Genomic DNA, 19604 nt, shown 5'->3' with positions numbered 1-19604 from the left:
CCTAAATTAAGGACAAACGCACATACAAAATGTTGTAGCTGTCCGTATATACGATGGGCATTACCGGGCCCAGCTGATGCCGCAAACTTCCACCGGAGCCTTGACGTTGACCGCCTCGCGAATCGTCCTCGCGCACTCGTTCAGCGTACTGCCTGTGGTGTATACATCATCAATGAGATACACCCGAACGGGTCCCCGGCGGCAGGCCTCCCGAATCCATGCGGTCCCTTGGGCTTCTGCCGCGAATACCCCTCGGAGATCGCGCAGACGGTCGGATCGGCTCTTGAAGCTTTGTTTGCCGGTATGCTGGGTCCTCAGCAGGAGCGGGAGTACTGGCACATTCGTTCGCTGCCCCAGTTCCCGGGCGAGCTGCTCCGCCTGGTTGAATCCCCGCTCACCGAATCGTTGCTGGCTCAGTGGCACATACGAGAGCACTTCTACCGCCGGTGCCGTCTCCGCCATGCGGTGAAGCCGGTAGGCATGCTGCAGCATGGGACCGATCACTTCACGCATCGATTCTTTTCCCCGGTATTTATAGAGGGCCAGCCATTCTTTCATATGATCATTATATCGAACAACACTGCGGTTTTTTGTATAGTAAGTCCTTTCCCGCCTTAGACAATCTTGGCATTCTTCCGGTCTGCCGCATACGGAACAGCGGACATCGGCGATCCAGGGAATTTTCGCCCAGCACAACCGGCATACCGGAAGAGCCTGTTTACCGCCCGGTGTGCCGCAGATCAGACAGGGGGGATCCCTGCGGGACAGCAGACTTTCACTCTCACCGAGCAGGACGGCAAGCCAGCGCCGGACCTTATCAGTCCACACCGGTCCATCTCCTCTCATGCACTTCATAGATCATTACCCTATATACCCCTTTTTGCGCGCCAGACGGTTCATTTCCTTGATCTGCCGTAGGGCGGAAGCCTGGGATCGGGTTTTCTGCTGGGCAGCAAAGATCACCGTCCCGGCCGGATCCTCAGATGATCTTCCCGCCCGGCCATCTGGATTAATGCAGCAGCATCGAACAGACGGGAATCGGCGTCGAGGATAAAGACATCCGACTTAGGGATCGTCACTCCCCGCTCCAGAATGGTCGTCGTCACCAGGATTCGAATTTGGGACTGCCGGAAAGCCGTCACCTTCTCCGCCCGCTGTTCATCTTTGGATGAGGTTCCCTCCACCGGAACACCGGGAAAGCTACTTCTCAGGATCTCCGTAAGCGGACCCACCGAAGCGATCTTCGGTACAAAAACAAAGAGCTGGGCGCCTCGCCGCAGAGAAGCCTGCAGCTTGTCCTTCAGCCGGAGCGGCAGGCTTCCCTGCTGCATGCTGCGCTGCAGCGGCGGAGTGGCCAGCAGCAGGGGAACCGGCAGCGGGTGACGGTGAAACCGCGCGGCCACCCGGGCATGCGGAAGCCGTCCGCGGCGCACTTCCCGCTGGAGCGGCTCAGGCGGAGTTGCGGAGAGCAGGATATACGCTCCGTCCGGCCGGCAGACTTGCTCCGCGGCATGCTGCAGCATGGGATTATTGTGGTAGGGATAAGCATCAATTTCATCGATAATGACGAGGTCGAATGCTTCATAGAACCTCATCAGCTGGTGGGTGGTCGCCAGCACGAGATCCCCCTGGTCCCAGCGCTGCTCACTGCCGCCGTACAGTGTGACGAGCTGGACACCGGGGAAGGCTTTCGCCAAGCGGGGCTGCAGCTCGAGCACCACATCCCGGCGCGGCGTAACGACAGCCGCCCTGCCGCCTTGAGTCAGTGTGTAGTGAATCATCGGGAAGATCATTTCCGTTTTCCCTGCTCCCGTTACCGCCCACATCAGGAACCGGCCCGGCTTATATTCAGATGATGCTTTTCCCTTACTTCTTGTAACTGAATTTTTTCCTTTCAAAAAAAGCAGTGCGCTGCCCGAGGCTTCCCGCTGAACATCGCTCAGTCCCCACGGCTGCAAGTAGATCTCTGTATCGAACCCCTGAGTCTTCCGCTGCCACGTGCTTGTACTTGGCTGCTCTGCTGAACGGATCAATGGCGTACAGAAACGCACCCGCCCCATCGTTAGGCAGGCTTCGCAGTATGGACAAGGGCCTCCGCAGTGGGGACATGCGGTCCAAACCACCGAAGCTGAAGAGCTGGTACCCTTCTGAGGCAGCTGCGCCCCTTGACTGCCGCACCTTTTGCACTGCGCCCGGAGCTTGGGCCTCCGAAACGGGAATCCCCTGCCCTCCCGGTGAAGTTCAACACCCTTCTCCAAATGGAGCCGTCCTTCGAGCCATCCGCGCTGCAGGTAATAGTAAGGAGACTGTGCCGCTTCCTCCAACCCGCTGTGGGCCAGCAGCGAAAGGTACTCTTCCGGCAGCAGTGACCGCCCGGGCATCAGGGCATGGATCTTGGCCGCCATGGCTTCATATCCCGGGATGGGGGAGGCCGGGATTCCTCCTTCACCGCCAGGCTCCCACTCCCACAGCCGCCAAACCGCCGAGCTTCCTTCGGCCGTACGCATGCCCAAACTTTCCCCAGCTGCCCGGATCTTCCCCAGCAGCTGCCGTACCGGCCCGCCTGCCTTGACCCTTCCGGCAAGCTCTTGGGCTTGTCCGAAAGAGAGTTCCGGTTCCAGCACGAATAACCTGAATCCGCGTCCTGCGGTCCGGATCCAATGATCCCTGTCCGCACGCATATCCAAGGAAACGTGCCAGGTGATACCGGTTGCCGTCGATACGGCATATACCCATGCTTTCATATCTCACCTGTTATATATTGGCCGGAAGCGCGGCGGGATGTTTCTCACAACCATTTGTAAGCGCTCTCCAAACCTTTGATTTGATTAAGCCGGATGACCACAACATCCTGTTCCTGATGTCCTTCTATCCAAGTGTCCATATTCCAATATGGGGACTCTACAACATTCAGTGCCTGCTCTTGGGCGATTCTTGCTGCAATCTGCAGCGTCTCATCGGTTGACCCTTCATCGACCAGCGTCACCTCAATAGGCCTGCCTTTGATCCAAGAGAAAAAGTACAGCGACCGCAGATACCACTCCAGCTGCATCTGGGCGTTCTGCGCATATAGAACGTAGTGTGCGGCCCGCCGGGTGCCGCGGCGTTTCCACTGCCTGTGAAGCGCGTGAATCACGGCGATCCCCGCTGCATAGCAGCCAATGATCCAAACCAAGCCTAACATCATAGCGGCTCCCTCCCTTGGGAACAGTATATGCCGCTATGAGGTGGTTGGTTCCTGCCTTCCGGATGAAATCAGCCCTGGCCCGTATAGCCCGTTACAGCGTAACCCATCCGTTCTTGATTGCAATGATAACCGCCTGGGTCCGGTCATCAACCTCCATCTTCTGGAGGATCGAACTCACATGATTCTTTACGGTCTTCTCACTGATATAAAGGAATTCGCCGATATTCTTGTTGCTCTTGCCTTCTGCCATCAGGCGAAGCACCTCTGCCTCTCTGCGCGTGAGCGGACTGTTGTCCATATGAACATACTTTACCCCGGCTTCTTTCGCTACCGGGCTCGTTCCCGTTACTCCCTGCTCATCCAGGTACGTCATGCGACGCAGCTGGTTGATCAGCTTTCCGGTTACTTTCGGATGTATGTATGCATGGCCTGCAACTACGGAGCGGATCGCATTGATCAGCGATTCCGCCTCCATGTCCTTCAGCAGGTATCCCGAAGCGCCTTTGCGGAGCGTCTCGAAGACATAGCTCTCATCGTCGTGAATCGAGAGAATGATGACTTTAATGTCCGGAAAAATCTCTTTAAGCTTCTCCGTGGCCACAACACCGTTCTCTACCGGCATGTTGATATCCATGAGCACGATATCGGGATGGAGCGTGTTGCACAGCTCAAGCACCTGAATGCCATCGCCGCACTCCCCGACGACCTCCAGGTCGCTCTCCATATTTAATATCCGCTTCACCCCTTCGCGGAACAGCTGATGGTCGTCAGCCAGAACCAGTTTGATGGGGCGTTTGGCACTGCCCATAATATCCATTCCTTTATTCCTCCTTGGACTCGGACTTGATCGGGATCACCATCGACACTTTCGTGCCGGCACCAACCTCGGATTGAATGTCGAACCGCCCTTCCAGCAGCTCTACCCTCTCCCGCATGCCCATTAATCCGTAGTGGCTGCCTTGGGTGATTTTTTTGTCGATGCCTGCCGTATTGAATCCGACTCCGTTATCGGTCACCGTCAATTTGATCATCTGCTGCTGAAATGTCAATTCGAGTGTAATGTGGGATGCCTCGGCATGCTTCAGGACATTGGAGAACGCTTCCTGCACCAGACGGTACACGGCCACCTCCATCCCTGACGGCAGCCGGACCTCTTTGCCAATCAGCTCGAATTTCGTGCTGATCTTGGAGCGTTCCTCATAATCCTGCACAAATTTGCGCAGGGTCGGAACGAGCCCCAGATCATCGAGCGCCATCGGGCGGAGATTGAAAATAATCTTGCGTACCTCTTCAATCCCTGCCCGGACACCGCTCTTCAGGTCTGCCAACTCTTCTTTGACAGCGCTGTACGCTTCCTTCGCCAGCATGCGCTCGGTAATCTCCGTCCGAAGCACCATGTTCGCCATATTCTGCGCCAGTCCGTCATGGATTTCCCGGGCAATCCGCTTGCGTTCCTCTTCCTGGGCCAAAATGATCTTCAGGCCCATCAGCTGCCGGCTTTTGGCCGACTCCAGCAGACGGGTTACCTGATGAAGGTCCCCGGAGAGGTACTCCAGCACCACCCCGAACTGGGATACAAGCGCTTCCGCCCGCTCCAGCTGCTTGTCCAGGTTCTTGAGCCGCTTCTGCAGATCATCGCGGCGCATCTTCAGATGCAGCTCTTTCTCCCGGTGAATCGCAAGCTGTGCCTGAAGCTGGGTAGCGGCCTCATAGGCCGCCCGAATATCCTCTTCGTTAAACCGTTTGAAATCCCGGCTCACTTCCGTCAGCCGGACGCGGGAACGGCGGTAATCCACTTCAAACTTGTCCACGATGTCGATCGTTATCGCCGTTTCCTCAATCACCAGCTGCAGTTCTTTATTTAGCGCTTCACGCTCTGCCCGGACATTTTCGCAGATCTCAAAAATCTGGTATTTGCTGTTCTCCATCACATCGATGGCATTTTTGATAACGCGGTCAAACACATCGACTGACATCCGGACAAAGCTCCTTCGCCATTTTTCTTGGTGTAGGCTGACCCATTTTCCCATAAACCTGGAACCCAGCACCCAGGCTCATGTGAAATAGGTCAAATTATGGCCATTATTTAGAATGCACTAGCAATATAGTACCATATTTACAGGAGATTGTGAGTGCTGTTAGGACTAATTATTGCAGTGTGATTTGTCGAGTGTTCCCATCCCACGTCACTTTCCATCCCAGATTCTCGGAAAGAATGCGCAGAGGCACCATCGTCAGATCACTCATGATGACTGGGGGCACTTCCGCCGTAATCCGTTCACCGTTAACAACCAGGTCTTTATTGCCGATCCAAAGATCGATCATTTTACCGCCGCGGATAACCGTAACCTTTCGCTCCTGATCATCCCAACGTACTGTACCGCCAAGCGCATCCGTAACAAAGCGAATCGGAATGAGCGTATTGCCTTCCACGATGACCGGAGCCTGTTCCAGCGTCATGCCTTTGCCGTTCACCGATACGGCTTTATTGCCAACGGTCAGGCTTACCGAGTTATTGGATGGCTGAGGAAGACTGCCCCGGTAAGTGAACGTAATGTCGTCAATGCCGATCTGGCCCTTCTCGGCACGCTCATCCTGCCCCTGGCCCTCATTCACGAGGTATACACTTTGGACACGGATCGGGAAGTCGATCGGGTAATCGGAGAGATTCACCGTGAGCTCCTTCCAGCCCTTCCAGTTGATATTCCGAGCGATGTCTACCCGGTGAATCTTGCCGCTGTTATCCAGCAGCTCAGCACGCAGCCAGTTCAGGCTCTCATCCCCGTTGACGCGCATCTTCATCTGTCCCGGTTGGCCTTCAATGACAATGCGGGTGTCCAAAGTGGCGAACGCCCACTTGTCCGCTTCCGTACCACCACCGCTAAAATCATATTGCAGTGCCAGATACTTGTTATTCTTCTCATCCGGACGAATATATACAGAGGAGGTTACTCCGAGCGGTTTAGCATCCGAGAAGGTCTGCACCGCATTGGTGTCAAGATCATACCAGACCTTGTCTTCCCCAACCGGAATCACGGCCATCGTGCTGTAGCCATCATATTTGGCGATGACCTGTGCCGCTTTTTGGCCGTTCAGGTCGCTCACTTTGAGCTCCCCGTTGACGACCTCACCCTTCACTCCGAGCACTTCCCACTCGATGAGTGAAGAAGGCACTTCGCGGGATTCCCCTGCAGATGTCATGGCGATTACAGGAAGCTTCACCGAAGCTCCATTTGCGATGACCGCTCGGTCTGCATTGATCTTCAGCCCCGTCAGCTGATGGCGCCCAATAATCTCAAGGTCTTCAATTGCCGTCCCCGTGCCGGCCGTGGCTGTGACCTTGGCCAATCCCGCACCGGTTGGAGTAAAGATATTTTCTTTAAAGGAGCCCAGCTTGCTCGATGTGCTCCAAGCCGCTGTTGCTGTTCCCACCTCTACCGGATTATAGTATTCGTCATATCCCCGGAAACTTAGTGGGGCATTCTCACCAATAAATAAGAAAAGCGGTGCCTGAATCGTCAGACCTTTAACAGCACCTTTGGGTGCAAGCGTGTACACCCCTACTCCATTCACTACCTGGCGCTGGCCTCCGCCCTCGGTTTGGTTAATGAGCACCGGGGTCGTTTCGCCAAGCGGACGGGCTGCCATTTGAGTCGATCCGCCGCCGTCCAGATTCAGGCCTTTCCACACTCCTATTTTGACCATGAACTGCTGCAGCTCAGTCATGCTGAGTCCCTTGCTGTCGCCGCTGGCGTCGGCTGTAATAATGAAGGCCTTCTTCTCATCCTGGGAATACCCAAGGGCCGTACGCGCCCGATACCCTCCAAGACCCGTTAGATCCAGTGTGAAAATGGACGGCTGCCCCTGGTCCACCAGCAGGGTATGACCGCCGATCATCATTTTAAACGAATCGACGTCATAATTTTTGCTTGCGTCCTGCGGCAGCATTTTGTAATCCGCTTGAATCGGATCGCCGGCTTTCATATGCTCCCTGACAAAATCCGCTGCTTTGCCTGCAGCACGAAGAATATAGCCATCCTGCGGGGCGATCATTTGGATGATGCCGTTATCCGCTACCTGCTTGATGATCCCGTTCTGCACCAGTACTTCCGTAGGATAAGTCACACCATCATTTGAACGATCCACCTGCCCCCAGGCATTCGTGTACATGAACAGTCCGTCGATATGGCTGTGCGTGTCATTCGGTCCGTACCAGTAGTACGTTTTGTTGATTCCGCCGAGCGGATAAGAAGCCCCGTCTTTGGTAATGATGTTCCCCTGGAAGGTGAAAGCATCCACGATAGGCTTATTGTTCTTATCCAGCGCAAACGTATACCACCCCGGCGAATTCAGCATAGGAGTAGCCATCAGCTGCCCGTTTCCAATCTGAGCCCCCATGGGCACGCCTTCCGCCTTCGTATTAAAGAAATCCCCGTTAATCCCCGCGACAGCCTTTGTTTCTTTGGCCATAGCCAGTACGGATTGCTTTTTCGTAAACTGATTGTTCGTTCCCGTCATTACATCTATTTTGACATAGGGATTCGTCAGATCGACTTCCACCACATTCGCATTCGTTTTCACGGCCTTCCCGCTGCGGGTGGTTTGCCACACATACTTCTTAAGTATGGCACCCGAGGTCAAGGGCTCTTCACTTACCATCGTAACAACAGGCTCTGCCGTGGCATAGGAGACCGTCCCTACGGTCCAAGATGAAATAAAAATCGTTGCCGACAGCATGACGCAGGACAGCCTGTGCCAGTTTTTTTGCAGTTTCACGCTTCTGTTCTCCTCCTCGTAATCCACTCTCCTATCTTAGACTCTAGTTTTACTAGAAAAGTTACGTCGGGGGTAGGCGAAATATATGGCTTAGCGGTGAACGATTACAGAAAAATAACAAATAAGCCCTACATATCTAATTCATAGTAATAGGAACAGATATGAAGTTTTCAAAGAACAAAAAAGGACGACCCGAAAAATCGGATCGTCCTGCTTGGACAGATAAAGGATATTGATTAAGCTTGAGCCGCTGCTTTGAGGGCTTCCGCTTTGTCCGTACGCTCCCAAGGCAGATCCACGTCGGTACGGCCGAAATGACCATAGGCAGCAGTCTGCTTGTAGATAGGACGGCGAAGATCAAGCATCTTAATGATGCCGGCTGGGCGAAGATCGAAGTGGCTGCGTACGATCTCAACCAGCTTCTCTTCGCTGACTTTGCCTGTGCCGAACGTATCCACAGCAATGGATACCGGCTTAGCAACACCAATGGCATACGCAAGTTGTACTTCGCACTTGTCAGCCAGGCCCGCTGCGACAATGTTCTTCGCAACATAGCGCGCTGCGTAAGCACCGGAACGGTCAACCTTCGTTGGATCCTTACCGGAGAATGCGCCACCGCCGTGACGTGCGTACCCACCGTAGGTGTCTACGATGATCTTACGGCCTGTCAGACCTGCATCCCCTTGAGGTCCGCCGATAACGAAACGGCCCGTTGGGTTGATGAAGTACTTCGTGTTCTCGTCGATCAGGTTGTCTGGAACGATCGGCTTGATCACGTGCTCCTTGATATCCTTCTGGATCTGCTCCAGTGTTACTTCTTCCCCATGCTGGGTAGAGATAACGATGGTATCCACACGAACCGGAGTATCGCCTTCGTACTCTACAGTCACTTGAGTCTTACCGTCCGGACGGAGGTAAGACAGAGTGCCGTTCTTACGGACTTCAGTCAGACGGCGGGACAGCTGGTGGGACAAGGAGATCGGGAGCGGCATCAATTCTGGCGTTTCATTAACGGCAAAACCGAACATCATCCCTTGGTCACCGGCGCCGATCGCTTCGATCTGATCGTCTGTCATTTGACCTTCACGAGCTTCGAGTGCCTGGTTAACACCTTGAGCGATGTCAGGAGACTGCTCGTTCAGGGAAACAAGCACTGCGCAAGTAGTAGAGTCAAAACCATACTTTGCACGCGTATACCCGATTTCTTTGATCGTCTCACGGGCGATCGATTGAATATCTACATATTCCGAACGACTTGTAATCTCACCGATTACAAGAACAAGACCCGTAGCTACGGATACTTCGCACGCTACGCGGGCATTCGGGTCATTTTTGAGGAATGCATCAAGGACAGAGTCCGAGATCTGGTCGCAAATCTTATCCGGATGTCCTTCGGTTACGGACTCCGAAGTGAACAAACGACGGCCTACTGGATTGGACATTAGAACAACCTCCTACTGCTAGTATTCTCATAAGTGCCTTGGCTTATCGGCCCCTTACAAAAAATCAACCTTTTCCGACTGGAAAAGGTTAGTTTCATTCTTATACCTTCAATAGTGTATGTTACTGGATTTGTCGGACACTGTCAATAAATAACGATGAGTTCGCAAAAAATTAACACCTTAAAAACCTTTAGAGATTAAACATCATTTCTTCTGCTTTACGAATGAGTCTGGACGTAATGGTCCCACCTACTGCACCTGCATCACGGGAAGCAATATGACCCCAATAATCTTCTTTCATATTCTGAGAAGGAATGGCACCAAGCTCAGTCGCAAATTCAACATTGAGATTAGCAGCAGATTTACCAACAGGCAGTCCAAGCTCGGCGGCAATCTCATACTTCAGCACATCCAGCGCTTTTCCGCTTTCCGGTACCACTTTCTTGTTCGTTTTCGACATTCGGGGATACCTCCTCAATGGAATGTACCCTTATTGTCTCCGAATGCGATGGCCTCACCCGTATGAAATGCTGGAGGAACGGACAAAATTATGGTGTAGCCTTTTTATCAGAAGCTTCCGTAATTGTATAGCCGCCGCGAACCATTACATAGATGTCTGCCTTGCTCTTAGGGTCTGGCTTAATGCCCCGGCCTTCACGCGGGACAATGAGCAGATGATTCAAATCAACGGGTGCCCCAGCTGTGACATCCTTACCGATGGTGACGTCAGGTATACCGTCTTCCGTATCGCTAACGGCCAGCACTTTGCCGGAGCGCACGATGATCTCAGTGCCGGCGGCGCCGAGGATGGTCTGTCCAGGTTGGAGCTGGACGACTTTTAGAGCTGAGCCTTCGCTGCTGACGGGCTCTCCCGGTGCTGCAGTTGACCCACCACCTGCAAGTGCGGCAGAGATTAACTCCTTCACCTTAGCCTCGGTGATGCTTTGTTTGGACAATTCATCGGTAACTTTGTTTGCGATGTTTTGGTCGAAGTAGCTTTTGGTGATGACTGGATCGTCTACGGAGCCTGGTTCGACTCCTGGAGCTGTGCCATCTGCACTGGCAACATAAACCGCAGCTATCGATAGTATTCCAGCGAGTATTAGGGACTTTGTAAATAAAGCTCTCATGCTACACCTCAGTCTTTGGATAAGAAAAAAGAGACCCGAAGGTCTCTCTTTTCGTTCATTTCGTAATTACTCCGCAACGATAGCAGTTGTAGCAGAGAAGCCATTAGCAGAAACCGTCAGATCGAAGCTCTTAACATTGCCAGTAAATTTAAGTTCACCGTATTGGTTAACTTCTACTGTACCGCCAACAACGTTAGTGATGCTAACTGTTGTGCCAAGGATGTAGTTGTATTGTTGAATTTCGGAATCCTCGTAAGTGATACCGTAGTTATCAACAACATCAAGCTCCATCAGTGCATAAATGTTGGAAGCAGCTTGGGCTTGTGCAATGGTTCTTTCTGTCTTACCAGCTTTAACCTTAGTTACTGTGATTGGATCACTCTTAACATTTACGGATACCGATCTTGTAAGAGTTTCACCTTTATGGTTCTTGAAGGAGACAGTTACATTAGTAGTACCTGGCTTGTTACCAATTACGTAACCTTCTGTACCCTTGATAGCTGTTCTAGCAACAGATTGGTCAGCAGCAAAGATTTGAGTAATGCTATCAGCGATGGCAACAGTGTTACCAGAAGCATCTTTAGCAGCTACAACAACTTCTTTAGCAAACAAGCTCTTATCTGCCTTCTCTTGATCATTCTCATCATCCAGTTTGTTTCCAGCACTATTGTAAGTATAGTCCGTTACAGCAGAGCTATCAATAGCGTTGAACAAATCGCCTACAGCATTGAGGGAGTATGTCAGGGAATCGTCGGAATCGATAGCTTCGATTTCACGAGTTTCCTTGTCAATCTCAGCCCACTCGTTGTTGCTGTTCAGCTTCTCGATACGAACAGTTAATCTCGCAACACCTTTAGCATCGCCTGCAGCAACAAACTTATGCTCTTCGTTGAAGGTTACGTCCAGCTTGCCGTTGGCTTTCTCGTACGCTTTGTCGTATACGAATTGAGTGTCGGTAAAGTTAAATCCGTCCTTCTCTTTAACCGTGATTGTAGGGTTAGACTTATAAGTGTCAGATACAACCGTCACACGGAAGTTGGAATCCGTCGTCGAATCTACGTTCCCATTATCGTCAACATAGTTCAGCGTCTTCAGTTCTTTACCGTACTGGTCACGGATTTGGAACTCGAATTTGCTTTCAGCACCGGCAACGATCTTCTTAGCAGGCTCTTTAACGATTGCGATCGTTTCTGGAGTACGAGCATCTTGGATCGTGTACTGCTTCGTAACAACGCTATTCGCATTTGCAGTTGCGATCATTGCAGTTACAGTAACTACACCAGACGCAGTATCGCGGATGCCTTTCAGCTTGAGCTCACCTTTGTGCTCACCGGATCTCATGAACTCATAATCATCAACGCCACTTACGTTGAATTCGATGCGCTTGTCATCATCTTCATCAGTAGCACCGGCATTGGTTTCATTGGTCAGATCTTCAAGGGACAGCTTATCGCCATTAGCGTCATAAGCGATGATTGGCACATATGCATCTTCGTCGCCTGCTGCGATGACGTTGTTCATATCACCAATTTCAACTTTAGTTGCTACCTTAGAAGAACCAACTTTCAGTGTGCCAGTCGCTGTACCCGCTTGGCTGTTCACGTTGAAAGTGAAGTCGCCGGAACGGTCAACACCGCCGCCCAAGGAGAACTTGATGTCGGAGATATCATCGTTGTTGGAGTCTCCAACTTCTCTTACGAGATCTTCTTCATCGATGTATGGATTAACATTAATCTGTACATCTTCAAGTTCAATTTCTGGTGCATCGTGAGCTACAAGGTTGCCGTATTGATCATATTGAAGCAGGTCCACAGTAGCAGACTCATTGATACCCAGCGATTCCTTACCAGCAGCATACTTCACAGTACCCAGCTCAAGCTTGGAGATGAATGGAGCATTGCCAAGTTTAAAGTTCTTCGACACACTCACATTACGAGAGTCGGTGTTGTAAATGTTAACTGGAATAATGCTGAGACCCGGATCAAGATCATCGCCGTTTGTCTCTTTGGAAGTATCCAAAGTCAGCAGCAGTTCTCCAGCATCATTTTTCTTCAACGAGTTTGGAACATCGCCCGAGTACACAGTGTAGGAGCTAGCGTTCAAGGAAGCATTCTCACCGTATTGGTTCGTAGCTTTCAGCTTAACGATTGCTTTCTTTGTTTGGGCGATCGTATCGTTAGCGTTAACGAACTCGATCTTCGTCAGAGTTTCGTCTTGAGCTGTGAACTCAGCCGTAGCTTTGTCGATATCAGCTGCATCCAGGCCGCTCAGCGTCACGCTGTAAGTGCCTGCACTGATACGGGAGTCCGTAGTGATTGTTGCAGATTTCTTGTCGTCTGCAAACTTCACAGTGCCGCCAACTTCAACCGTACCTTTTTTCAGCGTCAGCTTAGCTTTAGCTGTATCAACATCGCGGTTGAAAGTAACGGTTACTTGCTTCGCGCCAGTTGCTTTTGCTTCAGCTACGGATGCTTTAGCCGGCTTGTTAGCAGCTTCGTGCGCAAGCTTAGCTTCGTATGCTGCAGTCACGAGCAGGTCGCGAGTTGCTGCGGAAGTACCGCCGAACGTTCCGTCTTCGCCGGAAGTCAGGTATTTTCTTCTCGATCGCCAGAGCTACATAACCTTTACGCCCAGTCGGAAACCGTCTTGTCGCTTACGCCAACATCGGATTTCACTTGATCTTCCCAACCCAGACCACGAACGAGGAACGTAGCGAGCTCTTGCTTCGTTACTTCGCCAGCAGGGTTGTATTGACCAGGAGCGTAGCCGTCCGTCAGACCAGCAGCTTTCAGAGCTTCGATGTAAGGAAGCGCGTAGCCGTTAGCTGGGTCGTCAGCTTCTTGTTTTAACATCGGAGAAGCTGGAAGTCTTCAGGGAAGTGTCGACTTTCAGACCGAAGATCAGAGCCGCAACTTTTGCGAATTGAGCGCGGTTCATTTTGTCCTTCAGACCGAATGTATCTTCGCTTACGCCGTCGAAAATGCCAGCGGAAATCATTGCATCAAATTTTGCTTTAGTAGCTGCGTCCAGATCGTTCAGATCTTTGAAGTCAGCGGATGTTGCGCCCAGTGCTACGGAAGAAAACATCGAGAAAGCCATAGCCAGGGATACGATTGCGGATAAACTTTTCTTCATAACCTTTTTTTCTCCTCCTCGGATATCTTTCGGGTTTTGAGAGTTCTGTGTGGAAGATCTAAAATGATGGCTCGAGCTCATTAGCCAATTCACCCCCTTCCCAGAGTTGAGCGGTGTTCATTCTTATTAGCTAAGTCTGCAGCCGAAACCGCAGAAACTAGTAAACCAAATGATAGACTAAAGATTCGCATGCCATTGAACATTATAGCATCGGCCTGTTACCGAGGTAAAGGATGAATTTGTCATCATTATCCATCGGCGGACTCCCAAACCGCTTTTCAGCGGCCCTTGTTTGTTTTTCACTGTATTAAACGCATGGTTTTCCAAAAAGTTGCGCCCTGTGAAAAAAACTTTTATTTTTTTTCGGATTCTTTTTTACGCTCACAAAAAAACGCAAAAACCGAGCTACAATTTTCCAACCATGTATTCAACAAAGTGCATACTACTTCAAAGAGCCCAACTTGTCATTACACAAATTATCCCAACCAAAAACACCATTCTCCTAACTAAATAAAAAAAGACACAGCCCCAAAAGGACTGTGTCTAACCTGGATTATTTCGGTACTTTCTTCAGCTTGGCGAGTACACGCAGAGCGATCGCTGCAGACTCGGCTCTTGTGATGTTATCCACCGGATCAAAACGGTTCGTCAGCTCCGTCTGGCCGGCCAGAAGAGTATTCGGACGTCCTTCAATAAAGCCTGCCTTCGTGACAGCCTCTACAGCCGGCTTGGCATAGTAGCTGAATTTCGGATCGGTCGAGTCGGTGAAGAGCTTATCCAGGGATGCCTGGACTTTATCTTCGTCCGTACCCATCTTGAGTTCGGCTGCACGGGCAATCATCACAGCTGCATCTTGACGGGTAATCGCCTCGTTCGGCAGGAACAAGCCCTGCGACGTACCACGGACAATACCTGCGCGAGCGCCTGCTTCAATGTGCAGATAATCGTACATATTGATGCTGTTCTGCAATGTCACGCCCTTACGAACGTCACCAAACGTACCCTGGAAATCAGGGTTGCTGGTATCCGGGTTCGTCAGCGGAATATCGAATACTTTCACAAGCAGGCTGACAAACTCCCCGCGTGTAATCGCATCGTCCGGCAGGAATCGGCTGCCACCGCTGTCTTTGTTGAACATGTAACCCTTGGAGTACAGCGTATCGATGATATCGCGTGCCCATCCGTGGTTCGTTACATCATTGAAGCTGTCGTTCATATACATGACCTGGAAGTATCCGAACGACGGCACCGTTACCGTGATTGTGTTTTTCTTGGAGTCAACGACCCCCCCAAGGTTCTTCCAGCCCATCTGGGATACCGGTACACCTGCCGAAATTTCGGCGCCGCTGCGGTCAGCAAACGTACTGTATTGGAACACCGTAACATATTTCCAAGCGTCAGCCGTAATCGTCGGATCATACTTGAACGTCAGAGTAACCGGCTGCGTAGGCACAACGAGATCCTGCAGGTCGTAACGCTGATAGAATGGAGTCGGCTGCAGAGTCGATGATACATCCGGATCGCTGGATACGAGCGGAAGTGTACCGCCGCCTTCAAGCGCGCCCTTCAGATCGGCTGCGTCTCCTGCATCCACCTGGTCGCTGATCGTTCCCGCATCAATCCAGAACAGCTTGCTGGCCGGCTTAAAGCGGTACGTTTCTACAGCACCGGACAGACTTTGAGTAGCAAGAGAATTCGCAAACTCGATATCCTTATCTACAATACCGGTCTGCACATTGGCAATACCGAACAAAAGCTCTCTTTTATTCGTCAGGAACGTATCCGTGGACGTCCGGTCATTACGCATCAGCTTCACATCTTTGCCGAGCTTCATTTCCAGATCGCCGCCGAACACTTTCATCGAGGATGCAATTTCACTCTTGTACTGTGCACCTTCGATCGGCGTATTTACATTATAAAGCACGAGACTGCCGGCATTTTGAGCCGTACCGCGGTTTACAGTGAACTTGATTTCATTCGCGCCCGCCTTAAGTCCCTTGGCTTCATAGACGAACATACCGCCTCTAGGGAACACTTCTACTTTACCGAACAGGATGCTGATGGCTCCTTCGGCTTTAATCTCGATTCTTTGGTAGTTCTTATTGATATTGGCCTGTGTCTTGCCGTTTTCATTCGTAAACAGTTTCTCCGGAAGCGTAATAACATAAGGATGTGCTTCTTTGGAAATCTTCACTGTCTTAGTAGCCAGAACACCGGAATTATTGCTCGCCGTGATCTGGAAGTAATAATCACCGTTCACTGAGAGAGGTGCAGAATTGGTATTGAAAGTTTCCGTGAATGTGATCTTCTCCGTATCATTGTCATACGTTTGAGTCTTGCTGGCGATCGCTACACTTCTCTTGGCGGTCTCACCTGGAATCGTGTATTCGACCGTATAAGTTGTAGCATTGCGCACCGAACCGGTTAATGCCACTACATCTTCTGTTGTCGCATATTCATCGGTTTTAACCGTTTTGAATACCTTGTTATCCGGGTTTTCTTCCACTGGAACAACGCTGTTGATATAAGGAACATTGTCGCTGAGAATGAAAATCTCGAATTTCGATTCCGTAATGACTTTTCCGCCGACTTTGACAGAGAACAGGAAAGTCTTCTTGCCGTCCGCACCCATCACGTCTTTGTGCCCGAACGTCTTGGTGCCATCAGCCGTAGGCGTAGCGGATGTGATGGTGAACGAACCGTCATATGGCGTCTTGTACAAGCCGCTCATATTGAACTGCATATCATTCACCTGGAGGACGACGTTGTCCTTCTCCGCTTCCGGCAGGTTCACAACGCGGCCCGTCAAGCAAGGACCGGTGCCGGTATTGCCGCAAAGAATCTTGCTCGCACTCGTGAAAACTTGTCCGTTGTAGATGCTGTCCAGGATGACGTAAGGGGCACTGGAGATCTGAACGAGATATGTCTTCGACCCCTGTACGTTCTCCCCATTCACACCGACAGGGACAACCGTCAGCGTGGAGATCCCATCAGCCAAGGTTGGAATATCAAACTTCCATACATTCAAAGTAGTGCCGGACGTATCCGTAGTCGTGGAATCAATGACACTCGCTGTTGCGTAATCACTGTTGTTCACTCTCAGCTTTACACTGGATGCGTTAGTTGTGGTGTAAACATACAGCGATGCAGGAAAGCGGTTGAGCTGCGTCATACCCACTTCATTTACTTTGACTGTCAAGCCGTTAGGAATGGAGTACTCCATGTAATTGACATAAGGAGTGTTGGGATCCACCACATAGAAGGCATACTGCCCGCCAGGCTGAACAAAGTCAGACGTAGTGATAAAGCTGAATGTCACTGCCTGATACTTGTTGCTTGTGTCCGTTGTAAAGTTATATTCAAAATCGTAAATCCGGTATTGGTTGGCCACACTCGAGCTGACAGGAAGCGAGCTCAGAACATATTTGGTTGGCGTTTGGTTGCCTACCGCTACATCGACTTCTTTGTAGAGCAGGTTATTGCTGCTGTCCACAGGAACTTTCAATTTGGCCTTCACCGTTACCTGATCGGCCGTATTCTTCGTTACTGTTGGAACAGCTGCAAGCTTTTGATATTGATCAGCTGCTGCAGGCGTACTTTTCACATAGGCATCGTAAGCAAAAGCCTGACCATTATCGTAAACGAACGTACGATCGATATAATACGTGTTGCTGTTGTTCGTGGAGATCAGACGCATTTCGTTGTCGCCCGGCTTCAGAGCCAGGTCGTTGTTGCGGCCCGTATTCGTAATAAACGTGAAGTTGCCGCGGTTGAATACGACAGGATCATAAGCAGTACCGTTAACATAAGCCTGAATTCTTGTCGCATTGCTTGCCGTACCCGTAATGCTGAGGCTCGTGTAAGGAGCGCTCTTCGGATACATTTCGTTATCGTTCAGAGCCACTTCGTTCAGCTTCAAATCCGTAATGTTCGTTACCGATGTGAAGTGCACCCATGCCGCCGGGGAGGAAACCACTGTGGCTTCGCCATATTTAGCGACAACTTTATTCAGGCCTTCGGTCAGCGAAACGCCGGAGAACACCACTTCGTTGGCATTATTGGCGTTCTTCACCGCTTTGTTCGTTTTGTTTACCGAGGTTACACCTGTATTCATGTTCGTAATTTCATAATAGATGCTGTTAATCTGATCAGCCGAAATCCCGTTAATCGTAACAGGAAGGGTGATCGTGCTGGTCGTCAGCTGAGCCGGTGAAGACTCCGTCGTTTCATCAAGGCCATTGATCTTCAGTTGAATACCATCAGCCAGACCGGTCAGTGGAGCCAGCAGACTGAAGAGCATGTTAAACAACAGAAGAACACTAATCCGCAGGCTGGTTGTTCGTTTCAAGGTGTGAATCCTCCTTCAGGGTGGTGATTATAGAAAATAATCAGAACATACAGCAACAAGTTGATACTTATCATATCGGCTTCCGGCACCCAAACGTTTAGCTTTTTTATGTCCGAAAAAATGAACAAAAAAACCCAAGCCTGTATGGCTTGGGTTTTTCTTCTATATACTGTTATTTGGTCATGCGCTGCATGGTTTTCATACGGATCTTATTAAGGAAATGCAGGACCGGACGCTTCGTACGCGAGATAATACCGATAAATTCCGCACCCACGACCAGAACCACCAGAAGCACGGCTACCAGAATGACAGCGCCCCATAAGGCTTGCTGTTCAGACATATAGGAGAGCAGTACGGCCGAGAAGCCGAAGAAAGTAGCAATTCCATAGATAATCAGGACCGTAGTCCGGTGACTGAACCCCATACGCAGCAGGCAGTGATGAAGATGACTCTTGTCCGCCGCGGATATGGGCAGGTTGTTCACCCAGCGGCGCATGATGGCGAAGAACGTATCGGATAAAGGAACTCCAAGAATCATAATCGGTACGAGCAGGGAGACCACTGTGGCCTGTTTGAAGCCCAGAACCGAAAGGGTTGCAAGCGTAAAGCCCAGGAACAGCGCCCCGGAGTCGCCCATGAAGATCTTGGCAGGATGAAAGTTATAGAAAAGGAAACCGATGATGCTTCCGAGCAGCAGGGTACACAGGAGAACGACGGTAACGTTGCCCATCATCAAGGCGAGCACCAGAATCGTTGTCGTGGCAATCGCCGATACACCGGCAGACAGGCCGTCCAGCCCGTCAATCAGGTTAATAGCGTTGGTAACACCGACGATCCAGAAGATCGTGAGCGGTACCGCCAGCCAAGACAAAGAGATCGTTTCGTCGCCGAATGGGACGTTGACCAAATCAATGGTGACCCCAGAGTAAACCACAACGGAAGCAGCCAGGATTTGTCCCAGCAGCTTGATCTTCGGAGACAAATCGAAGCGGTCATCGAGCGCTCCGACGAGCACGACGATCGTTCCTCCAACCAAAAGGCCGAACACGACATCAGCTTTAAGGGTATCTATTGCAGGAGAGACGATGAAATAAGCTCCGATGAATGCTATAAAGATCGCGAGTCCGCCCAGCCGGGGCATAATCCGGCTATGTACCTTGCGGTGGTTCGGTGCATCGACTGCCTTAGCCCAGAATGCAAAGCGTCTTACCAGCGGTGTCATTACCAAAGCAATCAATAATGCTGCGGCAAAACCGATTCCATATAACAGATTCATGCGAATATTCACAGCCCCTTTTTTCTATGAAAACCCCAAACAACTCAAATTATACTCTGAAGTTGACGGAAACTCCATCGTGATTTTGGGCGGTATGGACGGTTTTCAGGTTGTTTTCATAGGTCTGATGAAGGTTTCTGCGTATTTTCCTTCTTGAAAATCACTTTCACGCCCTCTTACGGCTCCTATGTCCCTTTTGGAAGAAAAAGATACAACGCTAAGCGATGGTTCTCTATCCCCTGACGTCATCTTTTCACCATAAAAAAGGTCGTTGAAACCGTTGTCCCTCTTCCTCTTGGAAGGTGCCGCA

At 50.9% G+C, this 19604-nt stretch carries 14 protein-coding genes; all 14 read right to left on the bottom strand.

Features of this window, described 5'->3' with window-relative positions; all coding sequences use genetic code 11:
• Positions 1 to 60 precede the first annotated feature (60 nt).
• Positions 61 to 513, bottom strand: a complete 453-nt coding sequence (locus PM3016_RS39225) for a ComF family protein (RefSeq protein ID WP_238540408.1) — start codon at positions 511 to 513, stop codon at positions 61 to 63.
• 446 nt (positions 514 to 959) lie between these two features.
• A complete protein-coding gene (locus tag PM3016_RS00450) occupies positions 960 to 2744 on the bottom strand; it encodes a DEAD/DEAH box helicase (protein ID WP_014368098.1) in 1785 nt (594 codons plus the stop codon).
• Positions 2745 to 2788: 44 nt separating this feature from the next.
• Positions 2789 to 3187 (bottom strand): hypothetical protein, encoded by a 399-nt coding sequence (locus PM3016_RS00445; protein WP_013913912.1) that lies wholly within the window; start codon positions 3185 to 3187, stop codon positions 2789 to 2791.
• A 91-nt stretch (positions 3188 to 3278) separates the two neighbouring features.
• On the bottom strand, positions 3279 to 4004 hold the full coding sequence (locus PM3016_RS00440) for a response regulator (RefSeq protein ID WP_013913911.1): 726 nt from the start codon (positions 4002 to 4004) through the stop codon (positions 3279 to 3281).
• A 4-nt stretch (positions 4005 to 4008) separates the two neighbouring features.
• Complete coding sequence (locus tag PM3016_RS00435; protein ID WP_013913910.1) at positions 4009 to 5163, bottom strand: sensor histidine kinase; 1155 nt, start codon at positions 5161 to 5163, stop codon at positions 4009 to 4011.
• A gap of 172 nt (positions 5164 to 5335) precedes the next feature.
• The gene (locus tag PM3016_RS00430; protein WP_014368097.1) at positions 5336 to 7963 is read right to left on the bottom strand and encodes a stalk domain-containing protein; all 2628 of its coding nucleotides are present in this window, start codon (positions 7961 to 7963) and stop codon (positions 5336 to 5338) included.
• 236 nt (positions 7964 to 8199) lie between these two features.
• The gene (gene metK, locus PM3016_RS00425) at positions 8200 to 9405 is read right to left on the bottom strand and encodes a methionine adenosyltransferase (RefSeq protein WP_014368096.1); all 1206 of its coding nucleotides are present in this window, start codon (positions 9403 to 9405) and stop codon (positions 8200 to 8202) included.
• Between the two features lie 190 nt (positions 9406 to 9595).
• Positions 9596 to 9865: an alpha/beta-type small acid-soluble spore protein gene (locus PM3016_RS00420; protein ID WP_013913906.1), complete on the bottom strand. Its 270-nt coding sequence runs from the start codon at positions 9863 to 9865 to the stop codon at positions 9596 to 9598.
• 88 nt (positions 9866 to 9953) lie between these two features.
• A complete protein-coding gene (locus PM3016_RS00415) occupies positions 9954 to 10535 on the bottom strand; it encodes a hypothetical protein (RefSeq protein ID WP_014368095.1) in 582 nt (193 codons plus the stop codon).
• A 66-nt stretch (positions 10536 to 10601) separates the two neighbouring features.
• Positions 10602 to 13064: a hypothetical protein gene (locus PM3016_RS00410; protein WP_238540407.1), complete on the bottom strand. Its 2463-nt coding sequence runs from the start codon at positions 13062 to 13064 to the stop codon at positions 10602 to 10604.
• 95 nt (positions 13065 to 13159) lie between these two features.
• Positions 13160 to 13387 (bottom strand): S-layer homology domain-containing protein, encoded by a 228-nt coding sequence (locus PM3016_RS39220; protein WP_238540406.1) that lies wholly within the window; start codon positions 13385 to 13387, stop codon positions 13160 to 13162.
• Positions 13368 to 13670 carry an S-layer homology domain-containing protein gene (locus PM3016_RS39215; protein WP_238540405.1) on the bottom strand — a complete coding sequence of 101 codons (303 nt, stop codon included), beginning with the start codon at positions 13668 to 13670 and terminating at the stop codon, positions 13368 to 13370. The genes PM3016_RS39220 and PM3016_RS39215 overlap by 20 nt, the downstream gene beginning before the upstream one ends.
• A gap of 553 nt (positions 13671 to 14223) precedes the next feature.
• On the bottom strand, positions 14224 to 18018 hold the full coding sequence (locus PM3016_RS00405; protein WP_014368094.1) for an S-layer homology domain-containing protein: 3795 nt from the start codon (positions 18016 to 18018) through the stop codon (positions 14224 to 14226).
• Positions 18019 to 18190: 172 nt separating this feature from the next.
• Entirely contained in the window at positions 18191 to 19294 is a 1104-nt protein-coding gene (locus tag PM3016_RS00400) for a glycosyltransferase family 4 protein (RefSeq protein WP_013913902.1), read from the bottom strand.
• Between the last annotated feature and the right edge of the window lie 310 nt (positions 19295 to 19604).

It is taken from the genome of Paenibacillus mucilaginosus 3016 (genome assembly GCF_000250655.1).
Classification (GTDB): domain Bacteria; phylum Bacillota; class Bacilli; order Paenibacillales; family NBRC-103111; genus Paenibacillus_G; species Paenibacillus_G mucilaginosus.
This window is presented reverse-complemented; position numbering and strand designations above follow the sequence as displayed.

Bases quoted from the DNA above. Each gene is read 5' to 3' on its own strand.
- metK (WP_014368096.1), bottom strand. From the start codon at position 9,405: ATGTCCAATCCAGTAGGCCGTCGTTTGTTCACTTCGGAGTCCGTAACC.
- PM3016_RS00400 (WP_013913902.1), bottom strand. From the start codon at position 19,294: ATGAATCTGTTATATGGAATCGGTTTTGCCGCAGCATTATTGATTGCT.
- PM3016_RS00450 (WP_014368098.1), bottom strand. From the start codon at position 2,744: ATGAAAGCATGGGTATATGCCGTATCGACGGCAACCGGTATCACCTGG.
- PM3016_RS00415 (WP_014368095.1), bottom strand. From the start codon at position 10,535: ATGAGAGCTTTATTTACAAAGTCCCTAATACTCGCTGGAATACTATCG.
- PM3016_RS39220 (WP_238540406.1), bottom strand. From the start codon at position 13,387: ATGTTAAAACAAGAAGCTGACGACCCAGCTAACGGCTACGCGCTTCCT.
- PM3016_RS39215 (WP_238540405.1), bottom strand. From the start codon at position 13,670: ATGAAGAAAAGTTTATCCGCAATCGTATCCCTGGCTATGGCTTTCTCG.
- PM3016_RS00445 (WP_013913912.1), bottom strand. From the start codon at position 3,187: ATGATGTTAGGCTTGGTTTGGATCATTGGCTGCTATGCAGCGGGGATC.
- PM3016_RS00435 (WP_013913910.1), bottom strand. From the start codon at position 5,163: ATGTCAGTCGATGTGTTTGACCGCGTTATCAAAAATGCCATCGATGTG.
- PM3016_RS00440 (WP_013913911.1), bottom strand. From the start codon at position 4,004: ATGGATATTATGGGCAGTGCCAAACGCCCCATCAAACTGGTTCTGGCT.
- PM3016_RS00420 (WP_013913906.1), bottom strand. From the start codon at position 9,865: ATGTCGAAAACGAACAAGAAAGTGGTACCGGAAAGCGGAAAAGCGCTG.
- PM3016_RS39225 (WP_238540408.1), bottom strand. From the start codon at position 513: ATGCGTGAAGTGATCGGTCCCATGCTGCAGCATGCCTACCGGCTTCAC.